The following is a 20,611-nucleotide window of genomic DNA, read 5'->3' as shown; positions in this document are numbered from 1 at the left end:
GGAAAGTCTGCCCAAGACTATCCCGCCCATTGGAGCTTCGCTATGCGCATGTTGATACTGACAGGAAGCGTGCTGACGCTTGCCGGTTGTGCCGGATTCGGAATGCCGACCCCTGACCCCTCGCAAGCCTGGATCGATCTGGATGCCCGGCAACAGGACACGGCGCTGCAGGCGCTGGAAGTCGACAACAAGGCGGCCGTCGATCACCGTTACTTCGAAGTACTGCCCGGCAGCCATGAGTTGAGGGTGCGTTATCAATTCCCGGTCGAAGCGACCAACATCGGCCCGGATGCCGAACCGCTGTGGCGCGATTGTCAGTTGAACGTGAAATTCAAGGATTTCAATGCCGGCCAGCGTTATCAGTTGCAGGCGGGAAGCATCGGTTTCCGTCCATGGGCCAAGCTCTACGATCAACAACGCAACGTGGTGGGACAGGGCACGCCGGCGGGCTGCCAGCGAACCTGATCGGCGTTATGCTGGATGTCCGAACTCACGGACATCCATCATGCGCACGTTGATGCTGTTGCTGGCCGCAGGCTTGCTCACTGGTTGCCAGACACCGTTGCCCCCCGTCGATCCCAATATGGCCTGGGTCGAATTCTCGACGCCGTCCCCCGGCGGGAAACTGCTGATGGCCGAGCGCCTCGACAACCAGCGGCTGACTGACGGGCGTTTCTTCCAGGTCACCCCCGGCAGCCACGAGTTGCGGGTGCGCTTCGACTTTGAAGTGTTCGGCGGAGGCGGCAGCTTGATGACCGGTCCCGTTGAGCGGCTGTGCTATCTGACCATCCGCTACGATCATTTCGAGGCGGGGCAGCGTTACAGGCTGGAAGGCCGTTCGCTGGCGTTTACCCCGAGTGCCCGCCTGTACAACGACAAGCGGGAAATCGTCGCCGAGGACCGTGAGGTCAACTGCATCATCTGAGGCGCATCAGCGGTCATTCTTCTGATAGATGATGGCTTTGGTGCCGTTGTCGCAGGTGCCGACGATCATGGCGACGTCGTGTTTTTCAGCCTCCTCCCTGGAGACAATCTCCAGAGTGTAGGAGGGCACGGCATTCGCCTGAATCTTGATTTCGATCTCTTGCTTGAGTTCTTCGCAGTCTTTGGGCGCTGCGAAGGCCGAGGTTGCCAACACGCCACAGATAACCGCCAAGGCAAAACGTTTCATGGTTGAAGCTCCATCGAAGCAGCGCGCACGAAGATGCGCGAAAGCTGCTGTCATTTATACGACCACATTTTTGCCTGGCGGGTTCTGATCCGGCTCAATCCCGTCAGCCAACCAGCGACGCGTCGAGAGTGATCTTCGCATTCAGCACCTTGGACACCGGGCAACCTTCTTTGGCCTTGTTGCTCAATTCTTCGAACTGCGCCTGGGTTGCTCCCGGGATTTTTGCCTTGAGGATCAGTTTCACTGCGGTGATCGCAAAGCCGCCATCCACCTGATCCAGCGTGACCTCCGCCTGGGTGTCGATGCTGTCGGCCTTGAGCCCGGCGTCACCGAGAATCATCGAGAACGCCATGGAGAAACAACCTGCATGAGCGGCGCCGATCAGTTCTTCCGGATTGGTGCCCTTGCCGCCCTCGAAGCGCGCCTTGAAGCCGTAGGGCGCTTCCCGCAGTACGCCGGTTTCGGTGGAAATCGAGCCGATGCCGGTTTTCAGGTCACCTTCCCAATGTGCGGATGCCTTCTTCACGATAGCCATGTGTGCCTCCTTCAAATCGGGCGCGAAATGCCGCGCCGTCGTGGTTTTTGCCTGCAAGGCTTCTGAGGATAGACGCCGGAACAAAGTTCAGCCCAACTGAATCGTTGACTTTTCTAGTAGGAATTTTCTGATCGGCTATTGAAACTCGGGTATATGCCCTCATTGCACAGAACACGCTTATGAATTGGGCAGGTTTGCGTTCGCCAAGAACAAACCTGCACCCTCAATCGGAGATGCAGGTTTATGAAGCAACTGTCCGACGTAAAGTTTTCCACCCTCGATCTGGTGCCGGTGCGCGAGAACGGCAGCCCGGCCCAGTCGCTGCGCAACTCGCTGGATCTGGCGCAGCATGTCGAAAAATTTGGCTACACGCGGTTCTGGGTCGCCGAGCACCACAACATGGATGGCATCGCCAGTTCTGCCACCTCGGTGTTGCTGGGGTATCTGGCCGGTGGCACGTCGACCATCCGTGTCGGCTCCGGTGGTGTGATGCTGCCCAACCACGCGCCGCTGGTGATCGCCGAGCAGTTCGGCACCCTTGAAAGCCTGTATCCGGGGCGGATCGACCTCGGCCTGGGCCGTGCGCCGGGTTCCGATCAGATGACCGCCCGCGCCCTGCGCCGTGAGCGCTCCGGCAGTGCCGATGATTTCCCGGAAGACGTGGCTGAACTGGTGCGCTTCCTTGGCCCGCGCACTCCGGATCAGCGCGTGATCGCGATGCCAGGCACCGGCACCAATGTACCGATCTGGCTGCTCGGTTCCAGCCTGTTCAGTGCGCAGCTGGCCGGTGAGCGCGGTTTGCCCTACGCCTTCGCCTCGCATTTCGCACCGCGCTTCATGCACGAGGCGATCCGCGTCTACCGCAATCACTTCAAGCCGTCGGCGGTGCTCGATAAACCGTACGTGATGCTCGGCGTGCCGCTGGTGGCGGCCGACACTAATGAACAGGCCGATTACCTGGCAACGTCGGTGTACCAGCGAATCCTCGCGCTGATGCGCGGGCAAAGTCTGGTGCAACGTCCGCCGGTGAAAACCATGGACGGACTGTGGTTGCCTCATGAGCGTGAGGCGGTGGGTGATTTCCTCGGTCTGGCGATGGTCGGCAGTCCGCAGAAAATCCGCGCAAAACTCGAAGTGCTGATCGAACAGACTCAGGCTGATGAACTGATCTTCACCTGCGACCTGTACGAACACGCCGATCGCCTGCATTCCTACGAGTTGCTGGCGCAGGTGATGAAGGGCTGAAATCCTGTATCCGTGCACAAAAAAGCCGACGCATTGCGTCGGCTTTTGTTTTTCCGGGGTGATCAGCCGCGGGTGTAAACGATCTCTTTGGTGCCGCCTTCGCAGGTGCCGACGACTTTGCCGCCACTGGCCGCGCCCTTGTCGACAACCTCCAGCGAATACCCGGAAACGCCCTTGGCATCCAGCTTGGCCGCGATTTCAGCCTTCAGTTCTTCACAGGGCTTGCCGGCAGCAAACGCACCACCCGCAAGGCTCAACAAACCTACTGCCAATATCAACTTCTTCATCGGTCGCACTCCCTGGTCGGATTAATTAAGGCGGGCATCGAGCCGTTCGCTCGATGCACTCACCTCGTAGCGCATTGCCATTCCTATGGCACTCGGCCAGCGCGCAAGTTCAGAAGCGTAGACCAAACTCAGCTGCTGGCAATCCGGAACCCGACTTTCAGGGTCACTTGAAAGTGGGCAGCCTTGCCGTCCTTGATGTGGCCGCGGGTTTCGGTCACTTCGAACCATTCCAGATGCTTGATGCTCTTGTTGGCCTCGGCCAACGCATTGTTGATGGCGTCTTCGATGCTGCTGGTGGACGAGCCGACCAGCTCGACTTTCTTGTAGGTGTGATGGTCACTCATGGTGTTCTCCTTGAAGTGTGCAATTGAGCCTAGCAGCGATTTGCCGTGTTGATTTCGGCGTCTTGGGCGAAGGGAAGTTCAGATTTTCTGCACTTTCCGGAAGCCGTGAAGTCCCAAACAACACACGCCACTCATCACCAATGCAGGAGAGCCACCATGGCCAACACCTCGTTACGCAAAGCCTCGTTGCAAAGCATGGAAGCGGAGATCGAGAGTCTGCTCAAGTCGTTGGAAAGCCTGAAGGACGACGCTTCGGACGAGTCGCGCAAGACCCTCAAGGCGCTCAAGGGCAACGCCGAAAGCGCGTTGAAACACTCGCGCAGCCTGCTCAGCGATGCCTACGAAGAAGTCAAAGTCAAAACCCGCGAGACCGGGATCGCCACCCGCGATTACGCGCAGGAACATCCGTGGACGACTGCCGGTGTGGCGGTCGGTGCGCTGGGTCTGCTGGCCGCTTACTTGCTGTTCAAGCGCGGCGAGTGATCCGCCTGGCGCAGCTCGTTCCTGAGCCACTGCGCCAATTGCCGGGCGCGCCCGTCTGCGGCGCGCTTGGGTAGCCACAACGCCAGTTGCGCCGGGGTTTCAATGAAACCCCACGGCGCGACCAGGCGACCGGCCTTCAAGTCTTCGGTCACCAACGGTTCCGGCGCAATCGCCACGCCCAACCCGGCGACGGCCGCTTCCAGCAAGTAATACAAATGCTCGAAACCTTGCCCCAGCTTCAACGCCTTGGCGTCGAGGCCGCTTTGCTGAGCCCAGCTCGGCCAGGCTTGCGGGCGTGAAGTCGTGTGCAGCACGGCTTCGTCGAGCAGGGCAATGGGCGGTGCCGATTGCAGGCGCGGGTAGCCGCTGAACAGCGGGCTCATGACCGGGCCGATGCGCTCGCTCGCCAGCTCGTACACCTGCATGTCCGCCGGCCATGGCGGTTCGGCGAACAGCAGCAATGCATCCAGCCCCGGGCGTCGTGGATCGAGATCGCCTTCTCCGGCCGACAGGTGCAGACGCAAATCCGGCAGATCGGCATTCAAGCGTCCCAGTCGCGGAATGAACCAGCGCGCCAGCAGACTCCCGGAGCAACCGAGCACGAACGGCGCATCGGCGGTGCTTTGGGTCAGTTCCGCGCAAACGCTGCGCAAACGGTCGAACGCCTCGCCGCTGGCATCGCGCAATCGGATGCCGGCATCTGTGAGTTTCAAGCCACGACCGTCCTTGACGAAAAGACTGACGCCGAGATGCTCCTCCAGCACCTTGAGCTGGCGGCTGACCGCACCGTGGGTCACGTGCAGCTGTTCCGCAGCCTGGCTGACGCTATTCAGACGGGCGGTGGCTTCGAAGGCACGCAAGGCGTTAAGCGGGGGAAGGTCATGGCTCATGATATCTGTGAGTTTTCCTGACAGGTTGTGGCGATCTTATCGGTTTTCAGCCTGGAAGGTCAGGGGTAGAGTGAACGCCATTGTCTTCTCGTGAAATCCGCTGGAGCGAACCATGACCCAGACTTCGAACACCTCCGATCTGCGTAACGGCCCTGACGCCAACGGCCTGTTTGGCTCGTTCGGCGGCCGTTACGTTGCCGAAACCCTGATGCCGTTGATCCTCGACCTGGCTCGCGAATACGAAGCGGCCAAGGACGATCCGGCGTTCAAAGAAGAATTGGCCTACTTCCAGCGCGACTATGTCGGACGTCCGAGCCCGTTGTATTTCGCCGAGCGCCTGACCGAGTTCTGCGGCGGCGCCAAGATTTACCTCAAGCGCGAAGAGCTGAACCACACCGGCGCGCACAAGATCAACAACTGCATCGGCCAGATCCTGCTGGCGCGGCGCATGGGCAAGAAACGCATCATCGCCGAGACCGGCGCCGGCATGCACGGCGTGGCCACCGCCACCGTGGCTGCGCGTTTCGGTCTGGACTGCGTGATCTACATGGGCACCACCGACATCGAGCGTCAGCAGGCCAACGTGTTCCGCATGAAGCTGCTGGGCGCCGAGGTGATCCCGGTGGTCGCCGGCACCGGTACGCTGAAAGACGCAATGAACGAAGCGCTGCGTGACTGGGTGACCAACGTCGACAGCACCTTCTATCTGATCGGCACCGTGGCCGGTCCGCATCCTTATCCAGCCATGGTCCGCGACTTCCAGGCCGTGATCGGCAAGGAAACCCGCGACCAGCTGCAAGCCCAGGAAGGTCGTCTGCCGGACAGCCTGGTGGCGTGCATCGGCGGCGGTTCCAATGCCATGGGCCTGTTCCACCCGTTCCTCGATGACAAGAGTGTGGAAATTATCGGCGTCGAAGCCGCCGGTTACGGCATCGAAACCGGTAAGCACGCGGCCAGTCTCAACGGCGGTGTACCGGGCGTGTTGCACGGCAACCGTACTTTCCTGCTGCAGGACGACGATGGTCAGATCATCGACGCACACTCGATTTCCGCCGGCCTCGACTATCCGGGCATCGGCCCTGAACACGCGTGGTTGCATGACATCGGTCGCGTCCAGTACACCTCGGTGACCGACGACGAAGCCCTCGCCGCATTCCACCAGTGCTGCCGTCTGGAAGGGATCATTCCGGCACTGGAAAGCGCTCACGCCCTGGCCGAAGTATTCAAACGCGCACCGAAACTGCCGAAGGATCACCTGATGGTGGTCAACCTGTCCGGCCGTGGCGACAAAGACATGCAGACCGTCATGCACCACATGGAAACTTCCAAGCAGGAGAAACACTGATGAGCCGCCTGCAAACCCGTTTTGCCGAACTCAAGGAACAGAACCGCGCCGCGCTGGTGACCTTCGTCACTGCTGGCGACCCGGACTACGACACTTCGCTGGCCATCCTCAAAGGCTTGCCGAAAGCCGGTGCCGACGTGATCGAACTGGGCATGCCCTTCACCGACCCGATGGCCGATGGTCCGGCGATTCAGCTGGCGAACATCCGGGCCTTGGGCGCCAAGCAGAACCTGATCAAAACCCTGCAAATGGTCCGCGAATTCCGCAAGGACAACAGCGACACGCCGCTGGTGCTGATGGGGTACTTCAACCCGATCCACAAGTTCGGCGTCGAGCGCTTCATCGCCGAAGCCAAAGAGGCCGGCGTTGATGGCTTGATCGTGGTCGACATGCCGCCGGAGCACAACTCTGAGCTGTGCGATCCGGCTCAGGCTGCGGGCATCGACTTCATCCGCCTGACCACCCCGACCACCGATGATGCGCGTCTGCCGAAAGTGTTGAACGGCAGCTCCGGCTTCGTTTACTACGTGTCGGTCGCCGGTGTGACCGGTGCCGGCGCGGCGACGCTGGAACACGTCGAGGAAGCGGTGGCGCGTCTGCGTCGTCATACCGATCTGCCGATCAGCATCGGTTTTGGTATTCGCACGCCGGAGCAGGCCGCGTCCATCGCGCGTCTGGCCGATGGTGTGGTGGTGGGCTCGGCGCTGATCGATCACATCGCCAACGCGACCACGCCGGACCAGGCCATCGACGGCGTGTTGAGCCTTTGCTCGGCGCTGTCCGAGGGCGTGCGTAAGGCTCGCGTCAGCTGAAGGTAAAGTTCCTGATACAGAGGAATTAGAGCCTCCACGCACAGACTAACCAAGCAAGACCGAGGGATTCAGAACCACGTTCTGAATCCCTTTTTGCTGTCAGTGCAGTGAGGAAAGACCCGATGAAAATGCCGAAACGTCTGATTGCCAGTCTGGGCGTGCTGATGATCAGCGCGACTCCGCTGCTGGCCAGCGCCGATCCGCGCGACGATCACGACCACGGCGGCCCGCAACAGGGCCACTACGACAATCGCGGTGGCGATCATCATGATTGGCAAAGCAACCATCGCGGTGGCCCGCCGCCTCGGGATTTCGGCCCGGTGCGTCAGGTGATCCGCGACAATCATGGCTACTTCGTTCGCGGTGCGCCGCCACCTCCAGGCATCCATCTGGTACGTGGCCGGCCGCTGCCCCATGGCTATTACGGCGAACGGCTGGATAACCGGGCGTTGAGTCGTCTGCCGTATTACCCGGGTTATGAATGGCGTCGTGCCGGCGGTGACATCGTGCTGATCGCGGTGGGCACCGGGATCGTTTACGAAGTGCTGGATGGCGTTCTGTATTGATCGTCAGGCAATAAAAAAGACCGCAGCCTCTATTGGCTGCGGTCTTTTGTTTTCAGGGCCGGTGTTTTTCAGGGTAATTCCAGTCCGCCGGACGCTTTGTGCAGTTTGCGCAGATGCTCGCCGATCTGCTTCACATTCGCCTCGTTGGCCGCGATCTCGGCCGCTCGTTTTGGCTCAAGAAGCGCGCGTACTTCCTTGTCCAAATCGCCGGTCAGAGCCAGCAACTGTTTCTGGCGCTGGCTGCTTTCCGCTTCCAGTCGGCTGAACTCGCTCGGTTGCGGCAGGCCATAACCCCGGGAATCGAGCAGTTCTGCCGGTCGACTGAGGAAGCCGCTGTTGGCGAGGATCTGCTGCAACGTCGCATTGGCCTTGTCCATACCGCCGTTTTCCAGCTCCCGGGCGCCGAGGTAGCGTTGCTTGACTTCATCCTGAGCCAGCAACAATTGGCGGCGGAAACTGGCTTGCTCCAGCAATAGCAGTGCGGCGCTGGTGCGCAAGTCGGCCCGTTCGAACCAGGGGCGGCGCTCTTCGGCAGACAGCGAAAGCCATTCCTCGACGGTTGTCTCCTTGATCGGCAATTGCTTCTTCAAGACATCGAACATCGCCTGATAACGGTCACGGAACGAGTCGAAACGATAACCCAGGCGCAATGCCTCTTTCGGATCATCGAGCACGCTGGTGTCGGCCAGGCCACGCCCCTTCAATACTTCCAGCAAGCCGTTGGGCATGATGCTGTCGAGGCCGGTGAGCCGGGCGTTGTTGCTGCCGCTGCGCAGCAGTTTCAGGCCTTCGACGGCGCAGTTGTTGGAGAGGAAGAAGTAATTGCCGTCGTAGCTCCAGTGCATTTCGGCAGCGTGTTCGACAACGCCCTCGATTTCACTGCGCGAGAGGTTCAGTGGCACAGATGCCAGACTGCGCAGTTCGGTTTTGGTGTATTCGTCGATCACCTGCGCCAGCGGCAGCACGAACAGTCGTGACGGGTACTTGCCGACCAGACCGTCCCAGCTCGACAGCTGCACGTCACCGACAAAGGCGCGGTATGACAGCACCAGATGCTGATCCAGATCCAGTCGGCAGTCCGGCCCGCGCGGCCGGCCCGGTGCGCAGATCACCAGACGCAGCATGCTGTGGCCCCAACGGCTGACCCAGTTCTGGTTGGCTTCGGCCAACAGGTAATCCACCGCGTACACGCGCTCCGGATCGACCTGGCCCAGGGGCTGTTTGGCAAAGTCGTTGCCGGCATTGAGGAAGGCGAAGGTTTTGGCGCACGCATCCTTGGCCGGCGGTGCCCAGCCGAAGTGTTGCTGGTAATAGCGATACAGCGCCGGGCGTCGGCAGGCGTAACTCGGGTCGAGGAGGAAATACTCCATGTTGACCGCGACAAACTCCTTCGGGCTGGAGATTTCGTAGAGATCGGGGCTGCGGGCGATCTGCCGGTTGTGCTGTTCCCGCTCACCCCGGCGCCCGACGTATTGCTGCCAGCCGGCAAGATCGAGCAGGCGTGGATCATCGCTGAGGGTGAAGCGCCGACCGTTCTGGCCGCGGCATTCATCGGGAATGCCGATCAGCCCGGCGCTGTTGTTGCGCCGGGTGCAGCGCTGGATCAGCGTGCGTTCGGCCGCCGGCCACAAGCGCGCGCGATCGTAAATATGGGTGATTTCGTGCAGCACTGTGGCCAGCAGTTCGCGGCGAACCGTGCCGTGGGGGCGATTGGTTTTTTCTTGCGCCGCACTGCCGTCGGTAAGGCTGGCGAGCAGTTTGCGGTTCAGGTCCAGCTCGGAGACGAGCGTCGCCTGGCCGTAGGCGTTACCGGGCATGTCGTCGGTCCAGCCGACATCGATGCGCCGGTCCAGGCGTTCGATGAAACTTGGCGGCAAGGCCTGCATGGCTTCATCGAGCAGCGCCTGGCTGGCTTGTTGTTGGGCGGGGCTCAGGCCATCGGTCTTGAGCTGCAATTGCAGGCCGGCGTGGGCGTTGTTGCCAAGCAGCAACAACGCCCCGGCCAGCAGCCAGGCGCCGAATGACTTCACAGTGCGAGGATGGCTTCGGCGAGTACCTGATCACTGGCGTCGCGAGCTTCCGGCACGCGGGTGCGCAAGGTATTGAAGGCGGCTTCCAGGTTTGCACCACGGATATCACCGTCGGTGGCCACGAAACTGGCGGCGTCGTCGTGGGCTTCGCGGATGATTTTCGAATCGCGAATCGACGTGGTGGTGTCGGAGGTGAAATCAATGGTGCGCTGGGAGGCGCGGACGATGATGTTACTGGTGGCTACCAGGGTGTGCGCCTGGGCCATATCGGCTAACAACAGCATGCCAAGGGCGGCAGCAATCAGCGGGCTACGCATGGAACGACTCCGAAAAGACAGGGATGACTATTGGACGAGAATTGCCTGTGCCAGTTCAAGGTCGCTGATATGAAGTTTTGGCCGGCTTTTGCGCAGGTAATGCAGGGCGGATTCCAGCTGTGCGCCGCGCATCTGGCCGTCACTGGCAACGAACGCTGCAGCATCGTCCTGCGCGGCGATGATCAGTTTACGGTCGAACGGCGCGGAAGACACCATGCCGGTGGCCCAGACGCTGACCACGGTGTTTTGTGTGGACACATCGAAGGCGTCTGCCAGAGGAGTCCAGCAGGCGGCGATCAGTACGGAGGGGATGAGCAGATTTGAAAGAAAACGCATGGGACTCGGCAACTGTTGGCGAGTCCCAAGGCTAGCGCAATGCCCGGACTGGAGCCAGCGCCGAAACATCGGGACATGACCGGCGTGTCCCGGAATGTTCCTGTCGCTTAGATCGTCAGAATGGCCTGGGCCAGCTGTGCGTCGGTCGCGTCCAGTTGCGGAGCCTGATGACGGATGTGATCCAGTGCGCTCTCCAGTTTCACGCCACGGATTTCGCCTTCGCTGGCCACGAAGCTGGCAGCGTCGTCACGGGCGGCGAGCACGATCTTGTCGTCACGGAAGGACGAAGTGACGTCGGACGTGGCATCGGAGGAGGACTTGAGCGCGCCAACCACGGCGTCGGTAGTAACGATGAAGCTGCTGGCACTGGCGTTGGCAGCTACGGCCAGCAGGGCGGCGGCGCTGAGCAGACGAAGGCGGGACATGGGAGAACTCCTGTGGGTAAACCGTATTGAGAGGTGGCTCGGTGTCTGAGGGTCAGACGCCATTCGCACAGCATTCGCCACGTTCTGCATGGATCTTAGGCTTCCCTTGCGGATTCGCACAGTGGTCAGGATGCTGGCCTGAACACATTTTTCGAAACTGTACCTATCATTTTTTTAGTTTTTGAAAACTGTACCTGTCTGATGTTTCAGGCGTGGGTATCAGGTTTTTCAGGCCTGAAACGACAAGACCCGTCGCGGTTTCCCGCGACGGGTCTTGTGTATTCAATTCGGGTTGCTGGCGGTGGATCTAGCGACCAGGGCCAGCGACGCTACTTAGCGCCAGAACGGCTTGCTCAGCTCTTCGTAGCGTTGTGCTTCGCTAATCCCGGCGTCAGCCAGCAGACGCGAATCCAGACGAGCCAGTTGGTGGCGACTGGAGATGCGGCGCTGCCACAGCATCAGGTTGGCGATAACGCGCAGAGGCAGGGAAGCCTGGGTTTTTACAGCTTTGTCTTCGAAGAACAGTTCGGAACTGAGTGTACGTTCCATGATTGACATCCTTCCGCTTGTGGCGGGATTAGGTAGTGGTTTAACTGGTGCCCATGATCCTCTCGTTTGGCCAGACTCTCTAGATACAGTTCACCTGTATTGTGAGTGACCAGTTAACTGTTTATAGGGGGTGTACGGGTCAAAATTGCGCAAACTGTACCTGTCTGCGCCTATTTGGTGCATTTTTGCACAGTTCGGTGGTTTGAGTAGGGAAAGGCTGTAGGAAATGACCGGTACAGCAGTACAGTTTTTGTAGGGATTGGGGATTTTGAGAATCCCGCTGACGAAACTGTGTTTGCGCCAGCGGGAAATCTGTGCGGATTACACGGCCAGCATGCGTCCGGTTTCTTCCAGATTGATATGCCAGCTCAGGGCATCACGCAGGATGTGCGGCGTGTGGCCGCCAATGGCGCAGGCTTTTTCGAAGTAGTCGTTCAGCGCCTGGCGGAAATCCGGGTGTACACAGTTATCGATGATCACCCGGGCGCGTTCCCGGGGCGCCAGGCCTCGCAGGTCGGCCAGGCCGACCTCGGTCACCAGGATGTCGACGTCATGTTCGGTATGGTCGACGTGGCTGACCATCGGCACCACGCTGGAAATCGCGCCGCCCTTGGCGATCGACTTGGTCACGAACACCGCCAGATGCGCGTTGCGTGCGAAGTCGCCCGAACCGCCGATGCCGTTCATCATCCGCGTGCCGCAGACGTGGGTGGAGTTGACGTTGCCATAGATGTCGAACTCAAGGGCCGTATTGATGCCGATGATGCCGAGGCGCCGTACCACTTCCGGGTGGTTGGAGATTTCCTGCGGGCGCAGCACCAGCTTGTCCTTGTACTTCTCCAGGTTGCCGAACACGTCGCTGTTGCGCCGCTCCGACAGGGTGATCGAGCTGCCCGAGGCGAAGCTCAGCTTACCGGCGTCGATCAGATCGAAGGTCGAGTCCTGCAGCACTTCGGAGTACATGGTCAGGTCTTCGAACGGCGAATCGATCAGCCCGCACATCACTGCGTTGGCAATGTTGCCGATCCCGGCCTGCAGCGGTCCGAGCTTGTTGGTCATGCGCCCGGCATCGACTTCCTGCTTGAGGAAGGCGATCAGATGATCGGCGATGGCCTTGGTGTCGACATCCGGCGACGACACAGTGGATGGCGAGTCCGACTGTTGAGTGATGACGATGGCGACAATCTTCTCCGGCGGGATCGGGATCGCAGTGCTGCCGATGCGGTCGTCGACCTTTACCAGCGGAATTGGCGTACGGGTCGGGCGATAGGTCGGAATATAGATGTCATGCAGGCCTTCGAGGTTGGCGTTGTGCGCCAGGTTGATCTCGACAATCACGTGTTTGGCGAAGATCGCGAAGCTCGCCGAGTTGCCCACCGAGGTGGTCGGCACGATGTGGCCTTGTTCGGTGATGGCCACGGCTTCGATCACGGCGATGTCCGGCAGCTTCAGTTGCTGATTGCGCAGTTGTTCGACGGTTTCCGACAGGTGCTGGTCGATGAACATCACTTCGCCGGCGTTGATCGCCTTGCGCAAGGTGCTGTCGACCTGGAACGGCATGCGCCGCGACAACACGCCGGCTTCGGTCAGTTGTTTGTCGAGGTCGTTGCCCAGGCTGGCGCCGGTCATCAGGCTGATCTTCAGCGGCGTGACCTTGGCTCGCTCGGCCAGCGCATGGGGCACGGCCTTGGCTTCGCCGGCGCGGGTGAAGCCGCTCATGCCGACGGTCATGCCGTCCTCAATCAGCGCAGCGGCGTCGGCGGCGCTCATCACTTTATCCAACAACGAAGGCAGGCGAATACGGTCACGGTACATGGATTATTTTCTCGGGCAGCGAGTAGCAGGATGCGCAGTCTAGTGAATTTCGCGAGCGCCTGTCCCGCTACCAAGGTCGCAAACGAGGCGTCTATTTAGCGGGTTTCAAGTAAAACACCGTTACTGGATCTGCAACAACGCGGCAAATTGTCCGACGGTTTGCGCTAACAAAAACGCCCCGACAAGTCGGGGCGTTCTGTATTGCCGGCGAGGGTTACTCGACCGCTTTGACCATGTCTTCGATGACTTTCTTCGCGTCGCCGAACACCATCATGGTCTTGTCCAGGTAGAACAGTTCGTTGTCCAGACCGGCATAGCCGCTGGCCATCGAGCGCTTGTTGACGATGATGGTCTTGGCCTTGAACGCTTCGAGGATCGGCATGCCGGCAATCGGCGATTTCGGATCGTTCTTGGCGGCCGGGTTGACCACGTCGTTGGCGCCGAGCACCAGCACCACGTCGGCCTGGCCGAACTCGGAGTTGATGTCTTCCATCTCGAACACCTGGTCGTACGGCACTTCGGCTTCGGCCAGCAGTACGTTCATGTGTCCGGGCATCCGACCGGCCACCGGGTGGATCGCATACTTCACGGTCACGCCATGATGGGTCAGTTTCTCGGTCAGCTCTTTCAGCGCATGTTGCGCACGGGCCACCGCCAGACCGTAGCCAGGCACGATGATCACGGTGTCGGCGTTGGTCAGCAGGAAGGTTGCGTCGTCAGCCGAACCGGATTTCACCGGACGGGCTTCCTTCTCACCGGCAGGACCGGCGTCCGCGGTGTTGCCGAAACCGCCGAGCAGTACGTTAAAGAAGGAACGGTTCATCGCCTTGCACATGATGTACGAGAGGATCGCACCGCTCGAACCCACCAGCGAGCCGGCAATGATCAGCATCGAGTTGTTCAGCGAGAAGCCGATACCCGCCGCCGCCCAGCCGGAATAGCTGTTGAGCATCGACACCACCACCGGCATGTCGGCGCCGCCGATCGGGATGATGATCAGCACGCCCATGACGAACGCCAGGGCCAGCATCAGGGCGAACGCGGCGAGGTTGCCGGTCAGCATGAAGGTGACGCCGAGGATCAGCGTCGCCAGGCCCAGTACCGCGTTCAGCTTGTGCTGACCACTGAACTGTACCGGTGCGCCCTGGAACAGGCGGAACTTGTACTTGCCCGAGAGCTTGCCGAACGCAATCACCGAACCGGAGAAGGTGATTGCACCGATGGCTGCGCCGAGGAACAGCTCCAGACGGTTACCCGCCGGGATCGAGTCGCCCAGTTGCTTGACGATGCCCAGCGACTGCGGCTCAACCACAGCGGCGATAGCGATGAACACCGCTGCCAGGCCGATCATGCTGTGCATGAACGCAACCAGTTCCGGCATCTTGGTCATTTCAACGCGTTTGGCCATGATCGAACCGGCGGTGCCGCCGATCAGCAGACCGACGATCACATAGCCAATGCCGGCGGTGGCCCCGCCTTGTTCTAAAGAGAGCGCGCCGAGCTTATAGATGAGGCCGACAGTGGTCAGGATTGCCAGCGCCATGCCGAGCATGCCGAACAGGTTGCCGCGGCGCGACGTGGTCGGGTGCGACAGGCCTTTGAGGGCCTGGATGAAGCAGATCGACGCGATCAGATAGAGCGTCGTGACGAGGTTCATGCTCATTACTTAGGCGCCTCTTCTTTTGCTTTCGGGGCTTTCTTCTTGAACATCTCAAGCATGCGGCGGGTGACCAGGAAGCCACCGAACACGTTGACCGCGGCCAGTGCCACCGCGAGGGTGCCCATGGTCTTGCCCAGCGGGGTGACGGTCAGTGCGGCGGCGAGCATGGCGCCGACGATCACGATCGCCGAAATGGCGTTGGTCACGGCCATCAAAGGCGTGTGCAGCGCGGGTGTAACGTTCCAGACCACGTGGTAACCGACATAAATCGCCAGCACGAAGATGATCAGGTTGTAGATACCGGGGGAGATAAGCTCTTCCATCGTCTGAATCCCTGCTTAGGCGTTTTTGCGGATGACTTGGCCGTCGCGGCACATCAGGCACGCGGCGACGATGTCGTCTTCGAGGTTCACTTCGAACTGGCCTTCTTTGGTGAAGACCAGCTTCAGGAAGTCCAGCAGGTTGCGTGCGTACAGCGCCGAGGCGTCTGCGGCGACTTCACCGGCGAGGTTAGTCGGGCCGACGATGGTCACGCCGTTTTCGATCACGACCTGATCGGCCACGGTCAGCGGGCAGTTGCCACCCTGGGCGGCTGCGAGGTCGATGACCACCGAGCCGGGTTTCATCTGCGCCACGGTTTCCGCGCTAAGCAGCGTCGGTGCCTTGCGACCCGGAATCAGTGCGGTGGTGATGACGATGTCGGCCTGCTTGGCGCGCTCGTGCACGGCCTGGGCCTGACGCTGCATCCAGCTCGCCGGCATCGGGCGGGCGTAACCGCCGATGCCGACCGCGCATTCGCGTTCTTCATCGGTCTCGTAAGGCACGTCGACGAACTTGGCGCCGAGGGACTCGATCTGTTCCTTTACGGCCGGACGTACGTCGGACGCTTCGATGACGGCACCCAGACGTTTCGCCGTGGCAATCGCCTGCAACCCGGCCACGCCGGCCCCCAGAATCAGCACGCGCGCCGCTTTTACGGTGCCCGCGGCAGTCATCAGCATCGGCATGAAGCGTGGATAGTAGTGAGCAGCCAGAAGCACGGCCTTGTAGCCGGCAATGTTCGCCTGGGACGACAGCACGTCGAGGCTCTGAGCCCGGGAGGTACGTGGCGCCGCTTCCAGGGCGAACGCGGTTATCCCGCACTCGGCCATCTTCGCGATGGTGTCGTTGTTGAACGGGTTGAGCATGCCCACCAGCACTGTGCCGCGCTTGATCAGCGTGAGCTCGGCATCGCTTGGCGCGACCACTTTGAGAATCAGCTCGGCGCCAAACGCGTCATTGGCACTGCCAATGGTTGCGCCTGCCGCTTCATAGGCACTGTCGACAACGCTGGCTTTAACGCCGGCGCCGGATTGCACAGTGACCTTATGACCTTGGCTGATCAGCTTTTTAATGGTTTCCGGGGTTGCAGCAACCCGTGTTTCACCGGTCTGGGTTTCGAGAGGAACACCAATGTGCACGTCAAATCTCCTGCGTGATCTTATTGAGTAAACCCATGCACTACGGATGGTGCGACTGGGGCGGCCGATCAGCACGATCCCGCCAAATCAGGGCGGGGCGCGGCATTTTGCAGGCGAAGTTTATGCCCTTCAAGGGATTATGACGGGTGACGGAAAATTAACTACAAGTCATCCCGTGACCGAATGTCGCAGATGGCCAGTTGAATCCCTTGCAGGCCGTGCCTTTCAAGGAGTCTGGATGAATTTGAAGAATTTTCTCATCGGTGACGTGAATAGGCCGCAATGAGTCGCGAATGAGGGCGCAAAGCCACGTCGGCAGGCGCTTGTGGGACGTCTGTACGACTTTCGGATACAGTCTGCCTATTTGCGACAAATAGTTATATCTGTAGGGCTTTAATTTTCCTGACTACGGGGTTAGTAATCGCTGAAACCCTTTAGCCCTCTAGGTTGTAGCTGTGTGCCTGATTCACCAGCCAATCGCGAAAAGCCTTGAGGGAGGCCGATTCGACCTTTCGCTCCGGAATCATCAGGTAATACGCCTTGATGCTGGAGAGCGCGTTCGGGTTGGCAATCACCAGGCGTTTCTCGGCCAATTCGCGTTGAATCAGGAATGGCGGGATCAGCGCGATGCCCATGTCGTGCATGGCCGCCTGGGCCAGCATGGAGAATAGCTCGTAGCGCGGACCTGTCATGTCGCGGGGGATGTTTAGGTGTTGTGAGTTGAACCACTGTCGCCAGGCGTAGGGGCGGGTGGTTTGTTGGAGCAGCGGCAGATCGGCGATTTCATCGGGTGTCAGGTGAGTTTTGTTGCCGAGCAGGGTGGGGCTGCACACCGGCATCGGATTCTCACCCATCAGTCTGTGGGATTCGGTACCCGACCAATCGGCATCGCCGAAGTAGATGGCAGCATCGAACTCGGTGTCGGCAAACAGGAAAGGGCGGGTACGGTTGGTCAGGTTGACCGTTACTTCCGGATGCTTGAGCTGGAAGTCCTTCAATCTTGGCAGCAGCCATTGCGTGCCGAAGGTGGGCACCACGGCGAGCTCGATCACGTTGGTGCCTTGCTGACCCATCACTGACAGCGTGTCGCGCTCGACGGCATCGAGCTGGGTCGCTACTCGACGGCTGTAGGAAAGCCCCGCTTCTGTCAGCTTTACTCCGCGACGGGAGCGTCGGAACAGTTCGACACTGAGGAAGTCCTCGAGACTGGCTATCTGTCGGCAAATGGCGCCTTGGGTGAGGGAAAGTTCTTCGGCGGCCTTGGTAAAGCTCTCGTGACGGGCGGCGGCTTCGAAGCTGATAAGGGCGGTGGTGCTGGGTATCTTGCGGCGCATGTACGTCAACCTCACTAATACATCGCTTAATCGGCATCTCGCGACGTTTCGGAGTGAGAAATTAGCACAACAGGATGCGAAATCCTCGTTTGCCGGGAGGGCGAAGCGGGCCTAGGATCAATGCCACGTTAATTCACCCGATTTGCGAGGACTCACTCATGGGCGGTAAAGCTAGCTTCAACTGGATCGATCCACTGCTACTGGATCAACAGCTGACTGAAGAAGAACGCATGATCCGCGACGCTGCCGAGCAATTCGCCCAGCAGAGCCTCGCGCCGCGCGTTCTGGAAGCCTTCCGCCATGAGAAGACTGACCCGGCAATCTTTCGTGAAATGGGTGAAGTCGGCCTGTTGGGTGCGACCATTCCCGAGCAGTATGGTGGCAGCGGCCTCAACTATGTCAGTTACGGTCTGATTGCTCGTGAAGTCGAGCGTGTTGATTCCGGCTACCGTTCGATGATGAGCGTGCAGTCTTCGCTGGTGATGGTGCCGATCAACGAATTCGGTACCGAAGCACAGAAACAGAAGTATCTGCCGAAACTGGCTTCCGGTGAGTGGATCGGCTGTTTCGGTCTGACCGAGCCGAACCACGGTTCCGACCCGGGCGCGATGATTACGCGTGCACGCAAGGTCGAAGGCGGCTACAGCCTGACCGGCGCCAAGATGTGGATCACCAACAGCCCGATCGCCGACGTGTTCGTGGTCTGGGCCAAGGACGATGCGGGCGACATTCGTGGTTTCGTTCTGGAGAAGGGCTGGAAAGGTCTGAGCGCTCCGGCGATTCATGGCAAGGTCGGCCTGCGAGCTTCGATCACCGGCGAAATCGTCATGGATAACGTGTTTGTTCCCGAAGAGAACATTTTCCCGGACGTGCGCGGTTTGAAAGGTCCGTTCACCTGCCTCAACTCCGCACGGTATGGCATCTCCTGGGGCGCGCTGGGTGCGGCTGAATTCTGCTGGCACACCGCTCGCCAGTACACCCTGGATCGCCAACAGTTCGGTCGTCCATTGGCTGCTACTCAGTTGGTCCAGAAGAAACTGGCGGACATGCAGACCGAGATCACTCTGGCGCTGCAAGGCTGCCTGCGTCTGGGCCGCATGAAGGACGAAGGTACTGCTGCGGTTGAAATCACTTCGATCATGAAGCGCAACTCTTGCGGCAAGTCTCTCGAAATCGCCCGCATGGCGCGTGACATGCTGGGTGGCAACGGGATCTCCGATGAATTCGGCGTGGCCCGCCACCTGGTTAACCTGGAAGTAGTGAATACCTATGAAGGTACTCACGACGTTCACGCGCTGATCCTCGGTCGTGCGCAGACCGGCCTGCAGGCGTTCTATTAACAGGAGAGCGACCATGGGCGCGCTGTCGCATCTGCGGGTATTGGATTTATCGCGAGTGCTGGCCGGCCCATGGGCTGGTCAGATTCTCGCCGATCTTGGGGCGGAAGTGATCAAGGTTGAGCGCCCGGGCAATGGTGACGATACCCGCGCCTGGGGTCCGCCCTTTCTGAAAGACGCTTATGGCGAGAACACCAGCGAGGCGGCGTATTACCTGTCGGCCAATCGCAACAAGCAATCGGTGACGATCGACTTCACGCGTCCCGAAGGTCAGAAGCTTGTGCGTGAGCTGGCTGCCAAGTCGGACATCCTGATCGAGAACTTCAAGGTTGGTGGTCTGGCGGCTTATGGCTTGGACTATGAGTCATTGAAGGCTGTCAATCCGGATCTGATTTATTGCTCGATCACTGGTTTCGGTCAGACCGGGCCGTATGCGAAGCGTGCGGGTTACGACTTCATGATCCAGGGACTTGGCGGGCTGATGAGCCTCACTGGACGTCCTGAAGGCGATGAAGGCGCCGGCCCGGTGAAGGTGGGTGTGGCGCTGACGGATATTCTGACCGGCCTGTATTCGACTGTGGCGATCCTGGCCGCGCTGGCTAACCGCGATCATGTTGGCGGTGGGCAACATATCGATATGGCGCTGCTGGATGTGCAGGTGGCGTGCCTGGCCAACCAGGCGATGAACTATCTGACGACCGGGACCGCGCCGAAACGGCTGGGGAATGCGCATCCGAATATCGTGCCGTATCAGGATTTTCCTACGGCAGACGGCGACTTCATTCTCACGGTAGGTAATGACGGACAGTTCCGAAAATTTGCCGAAGTGGCCGGGCAGCCGCAGTGGGCGGACGATCCGCGTTTCGCGACTAATAAGTTGCGGGTGGCGAACCGCGCTGTGCTGATTCCGTTGATCCGCCAGGCGACTGTCTTCAAGACGACTGCCGAGTGGGTGGCTCAGCTGGAGCAGGCAGGGGTGCCGTGTGGGCCGATCAATGATCTGTCGCAGGTGTTCGAGGATCCGCAGGTGAAGGCTCGCGGGTTGGCGATTGAGCTGCCTCATGCGCTGGCGGGGACGGTGCCGCAGGTGGCTAGCCCGATCCGGTTGTCGCGGACGCCTGTCGAGTATCGCCATGCGCCTCCTTTGCTGGGCGAGCATACATTCGACGTTTTGCAGCGGGTACTGGGTCTTGGGGCGGGAGCAGTCGCTGCGATGAAAGAGGATGGGGTGCTCTGATGGCTCTTTCTATATAGAAGGGGGGGGGCTGAATCCTTCTTCTATATAGAGGGACTTGAAGAGGGACTTGAGTGTTTTTTGGCTTTTTCGCAAGTTATTGAAAGAAAAGCGAAATTAAGTGTTGACGGCAGATTCTGAGTCTCTATAATTCGCCCCACTTCCGGCGCAGTCGAAACGGAAAACTCCTTGAGATTCAATGAGTTAAGTAGGTTTCGAAGGCGGGTCGCTTCAGTTCATCGAAGCCTGGAAGGCGTTGGAAATGCCGGTTTGTTGGGGCGCTTTCAGCGATTCGATGTTCTCGGTCGAAAGCGAAGAAAAAGAGGTGTTGACAGCAGCGTGTAACGCTGTAGAATTCGCCTCCCGCTAACGAGAGATCGGAAGCGCAAGTGGTTGAAGTTGTTGAAGAAATCTTCGAAAATTTCTGAAAATAATC

General features: G+C 59.8%; 24 protein-coding genes and 1 pseudogene. 9 read left to right on the top strand and 16 right to left on the bottom strand.

From position 1 onward, the window contains the following. Positions 1-42 precede the first annotated feature (42 nt). Together CAF79_RS03095 and CAF79_RS03090 are read left to right on the top strand one after the other, a co-directional pair. Positions 43-465 carry a hypothetical protein gene (locus tag CAF79_RS03095; RefSeq protein WP_085696508.1) on the top strand — a complete coding sequence of 141 codons (423 nt, stop codon included), beginning with the start codon at positions 43-45 and terminating at the stop codon, positions 463-465. A gap of 40 nt (positions 466-505) precedes the next feature. Beyond that, complete coding sequence (locus CAF79_RS03090; protein WP_085696503.1) at positions 506-925, top strand: hypothetical protein; 420 nt, start codon at positions 506-508, stop codon at positions 923-925. A gap of 6 nt (positions 926-931) precedes the next feature. On the opposite strand, the gene CAF79_RS03085 is transcribed toward CAF79_RS03090, so the two are convergent. Next, positions 932-1,171, bottom strand: coding sequence for a DUF1161 domain-containing protein (locus tag CAF79_RS03085; RefSeq protein WP_085696501.1), 240 nt, complete (start codon positions 1,169-1,171; stop codon positions 932-934). Positions 1,172-1,274: 103 nt separating this feature from the next. Continuing rightward, a complete protein-coding gene (locus tag CAF79_RS03080; RefSeq protein ID WP_085690445.1) occupies positions 1,275-1,706 on the bottom strand; it encodes an OsmC family protein in 432 nt (143 codons plus the stop codon). A gap of 243 nt (positions 1,707-1,949) precedes the next feature. Between CAF79_RS03080 and CAF79_RS03075 the strand changes: the two genes are divergently transcribed. Then, complete coding sequence (locus CAF79_RS03075) at positions 1,950-2,951, top strand: LLM class flavin-dependent oxidoreductase (protein WP_085696499.1); 1,002 nt, start codon at positions 1,950-1,952, stop codon at positions 2,949-2,951. A gap of 62 nt (positions 2,952-3,013) precedes the next feature. On the opposite strand, the gene CAF79_RS03070 is transcribed toward CAF79_RS03075, so the two are convergent. Then, positions 3,014-3,238 (bottom strand): DUF1161 domain-containing protein, encoded by a 225-nt coding sequence (locus CAF79_RS03070; RefSeq protein ID WP_085690446.1) that lies wholly within the window; start codon positions 3,236-3,238, stop codon positions 3,014-3,016. A 128-nt stretch (positions 3,239-3,366) separates the two neighbouring features. After that, positions 3,367-3,582 carry a dodecin gene (locus CAF79_RS03065; RefSeq protein ID WP_007953919.1) on the bottom strand — a complete coding sequence of 72 codons (216 nt, stop codon included), beginning with the start codon at positions 3,580-3,582 and terminating at the stop codon, positions 3,367-3,369. A gap of 156 nt (positions 3,583-3,738) precedes the next feature. Between CAF79_RS03065 and CAF79_RS03060 the strand changes: the two genes are divergently transcribed. Then, a complete protein-coding gene (locus tag CAF79_RS03060) occupies positions 3,739-4,065 on the top strand; it encodes a YqjD family protein (protein WP_007953918.1) in 327 nt (108 codons plus the stop codon). On the opposite strand, the gene CAF79_RS03055 is transcribed toward CAF79_RS03060, so the two are convergent. Further along, on the bottom strand, positions 4,038-4,955 hold the full coding sequence (locus tag CAF79_RS03055) for a LysR family transcriptional regulator (RefSeq protein WP_085696497.1): 918 nt from the start codon (positions 4,953-4,955) through the stop codon (positions 4,038-4,040). The genes CAF79_RS03060 and CAF79_RS03055 overlap by 28 nt on opposite strands. Positions 4,956-5,067: 112 nt before the next feature. Between CAF79_RS03055 and trpB the strand changes: the two genes are divergently transcribed. The 3 genes from trpB to CAF79_RS03040 all read left to right on the top strand — a co-directional run bounded on the left by trpB (position 5,068) and on the right by CAF79_RS03040 (position 7,678). After that, complete coding sequence (gene trpB / locus CAF79_RS03050; RefSeq protein ID WP_085696495.1) at positions 5,068-6,300, top strand: tryptophan synthase subunit beta; 1,233 nt, start codon at positions 5,068-5,070, stop codon at positions 6,298-6,300. Beyond that, on the top strand, positions 6,300-7,112 hold the full coding sequence (gene trpA / locus CAF79_RS03045) for a tryptophan synthase subunit alpha (RefSeq protein WP_007953915.1): 813 nt from the start codon (positions 6,300-6,302) through the stop codon (positions 7,110-7,112). The genes trpB and trpA overlap by 1 nt, the downstream gene beginning before the upstream one ends. Positions 7,113-7,234: 122 nt before the next feature. Continuing rightward, positions 7,235-7,678, top strand: coding sequence for an anti-virulence regulator CigR family protein (locus tag CAF79_RS03040; RefSeq protein ID WP_064379331.1), 444 nt, complete (start codon positions 7,235-7,237; stop codon positions 7,676-7,678). Between the two features lie 68 nt (positions 7,679-7,746). Here CAF79_RS03040 and CAF79_RS03035 read toward each other — a convergent pair whose 3' ends face one another. From CAF79_RS03035 to CAF79_RS02990, 10 genes are all read right to left on the bottom strand, one after another. Continuing rightward, complete coding sequence (locus tag CAF79_RS03035; RefSeq protein ID WP_085696493.1) at positions 7,747-9,708, bottom strand: DUF4105 domain-containing protein; 1,962 nt, start codon at positions 9,706-9,708, stop codon at positions 7,747-7,749. After that, entirely contained in the window at positions 9,705-10,025 is a 321-nt protein-coding gene (locus CAF79_RS03030) for a DUF2388 domain-containing protein (RefSeq protein ID WP_085696491.1), read from the bottom strand. The genes CAF79_RS03035 and CAF79_RS03030 overlap by 4 nt, the downstream gene beginning before the upstream one ends. A 27-nt stretch (positions 10,026-10,052) precedes the next feature. Continuing rightward, complete coding sequence (locus CAF79_RS03025; protein WP_085696489.1) at positions 10,053-10,361, bottom strand: DUF2388 domain-containing protein; 309 nt, start codon at positions 10,359-10,361, stop codon at positions 10,053-10,055. Between the two features lie 107 nt (positions 10,362-10,468). Then, entirely contained in the window at positions 10,469-10,786 is a 318-nt protein-coding gene (locus CAF79_RS03020; RefSeq protein ID WP_085696487.1) for a DUF2388 domain-containing protein, read from the bottom strand. 333 nt (positions 10,787-11,119) lie between these two features. Further along, positions 11,120-11,335 carry a DUF1127 domain-containing protein gene (locus tag CAF79_RS03015; RefSeq protein WP_011331828.1) on the bottom strand — a complete coding sequence of 72 codons (216 nt, stop codon included), beginning with the start codon at positions 11,333-11,335 and terminating at the stop codon, positions 11,120-11,122. 321 nt (positions 11,336-11,656) lie between these two features. Beyond that, entirely contained in the window at positions 11,657-13,150 is a 1,494-nt protein-coding gene (locus CAF79_RS03010) for an acetyl-CoA hydrolase/transferase family protein (protein WP_085696485.1), read from the bottom strand. Positions 13,151-13,364: 214 nt separating this feature from the next. Next, on the bottom strand, positions 13,365-14,813 hold the full coding sequence (locus tag CAF79_RS03005) for an NAD(P)(+) transhydrogenase (Re/Si-specific) subunit beta (RefSeq protein WP_085696483.1): 1,449 nt from the start codon (positions 14,811-14,813) through the stop codon (positions 13,365-13,367). Then, positions 14,813-15,133 (bottom strand): NAD(P) transhydrogenase subunit alpha, encoded by a 321-nt coding sequence (locus tag CAF79_RS03000; protein WP_003220416.1) that lies wholly within the window; start codon positions 15,131-15,133, stop codon positions 14,813-14,815. The genes CAF79_RS03005 and CAF79_RS03000 overlap by 1 nt, the downstream gene beginning before the upstream one ends. A 15-nt stretch (positions 15,134-15,148) precedes the next feature. Beyond that, positions 15,149-16,270, bottom strand: a complete 1,122-nt coding sequence (locus tag CAF79_RS02995) for a Re/Si-specific NAD(P)(+) transhydrogenase subunit alpha (RefSeq protein WP_085696482.1) — start codon at positions 16,268-16,270, stop codon at positions 15,149-15,151. Positions 16,271-16,704: 434 nt separating this feature from the next. Beyond that, entirely contained in the window at positions 16,705-17,604 is a 900-nt protein-coding gene (locus CAF79_RS02990) for a LysR family transcriptional regulator (RefSeq protein ID WP_085696481.1), read from the bottom strand. Between the two features lie 158 nt (positions 17,605-17,762). Here CAF79_RS02990 and CAF79_RS02985 point away from each other — a divergent pair, with 158 nt between their 5' ends. Together CAF79_RS02985 and CAF79_RS02980 are read left to right on the top strand one after the other, a co-directional pair. Then, a complete protein-coding gene (locus CAF79_RS02985; protein ID WP_085696480.1) occupies positions 17,763-18,944 on the top strand; it encodes an acyl-CoA dehydrogenase in 1,182 nt (393 codons plus the stop codon). Positions 18,945-18,957: 13 nt separating this feature from the next. Continuing rightward, complete coding sequence (locus CAF79_RS02980; protein WP_085696478.1) at positions 18,958-20,178, top strand: CaiB/BaiF CoA-transferase family protein; 1,221 nt, start codon at positions 18,958-18,960, stop codon at positions 20,176-20,178. A 193-nt stretch (positions 20,179-20,371) separates the two neighbouring features. On the opposite strand, the pseudogene CAF79_RS29305 reads toward CAF79_RS02980, so the two are convergent. After that, positions 20,372-20,611, bottom strand: a pseudogene (locus CAF79_RS29305) (hypothetical protein); the annotation flags it as partial.

Origin of the sequence: Pseudomonas sp. B26(2017) (genome assembly GCF_002113045.1) — a bacterium.
Classification (GTDB): Bacteria; Pseudomonadota; Gammaproteobacteria; order Pseudomonadales; family Pseudomonadaceae; genus Aquipseudomonas.
Note: the sequence above shows the minus strand (reverse complement) of the source record. Positions and strands in the feature narration are given on the sequence as shown.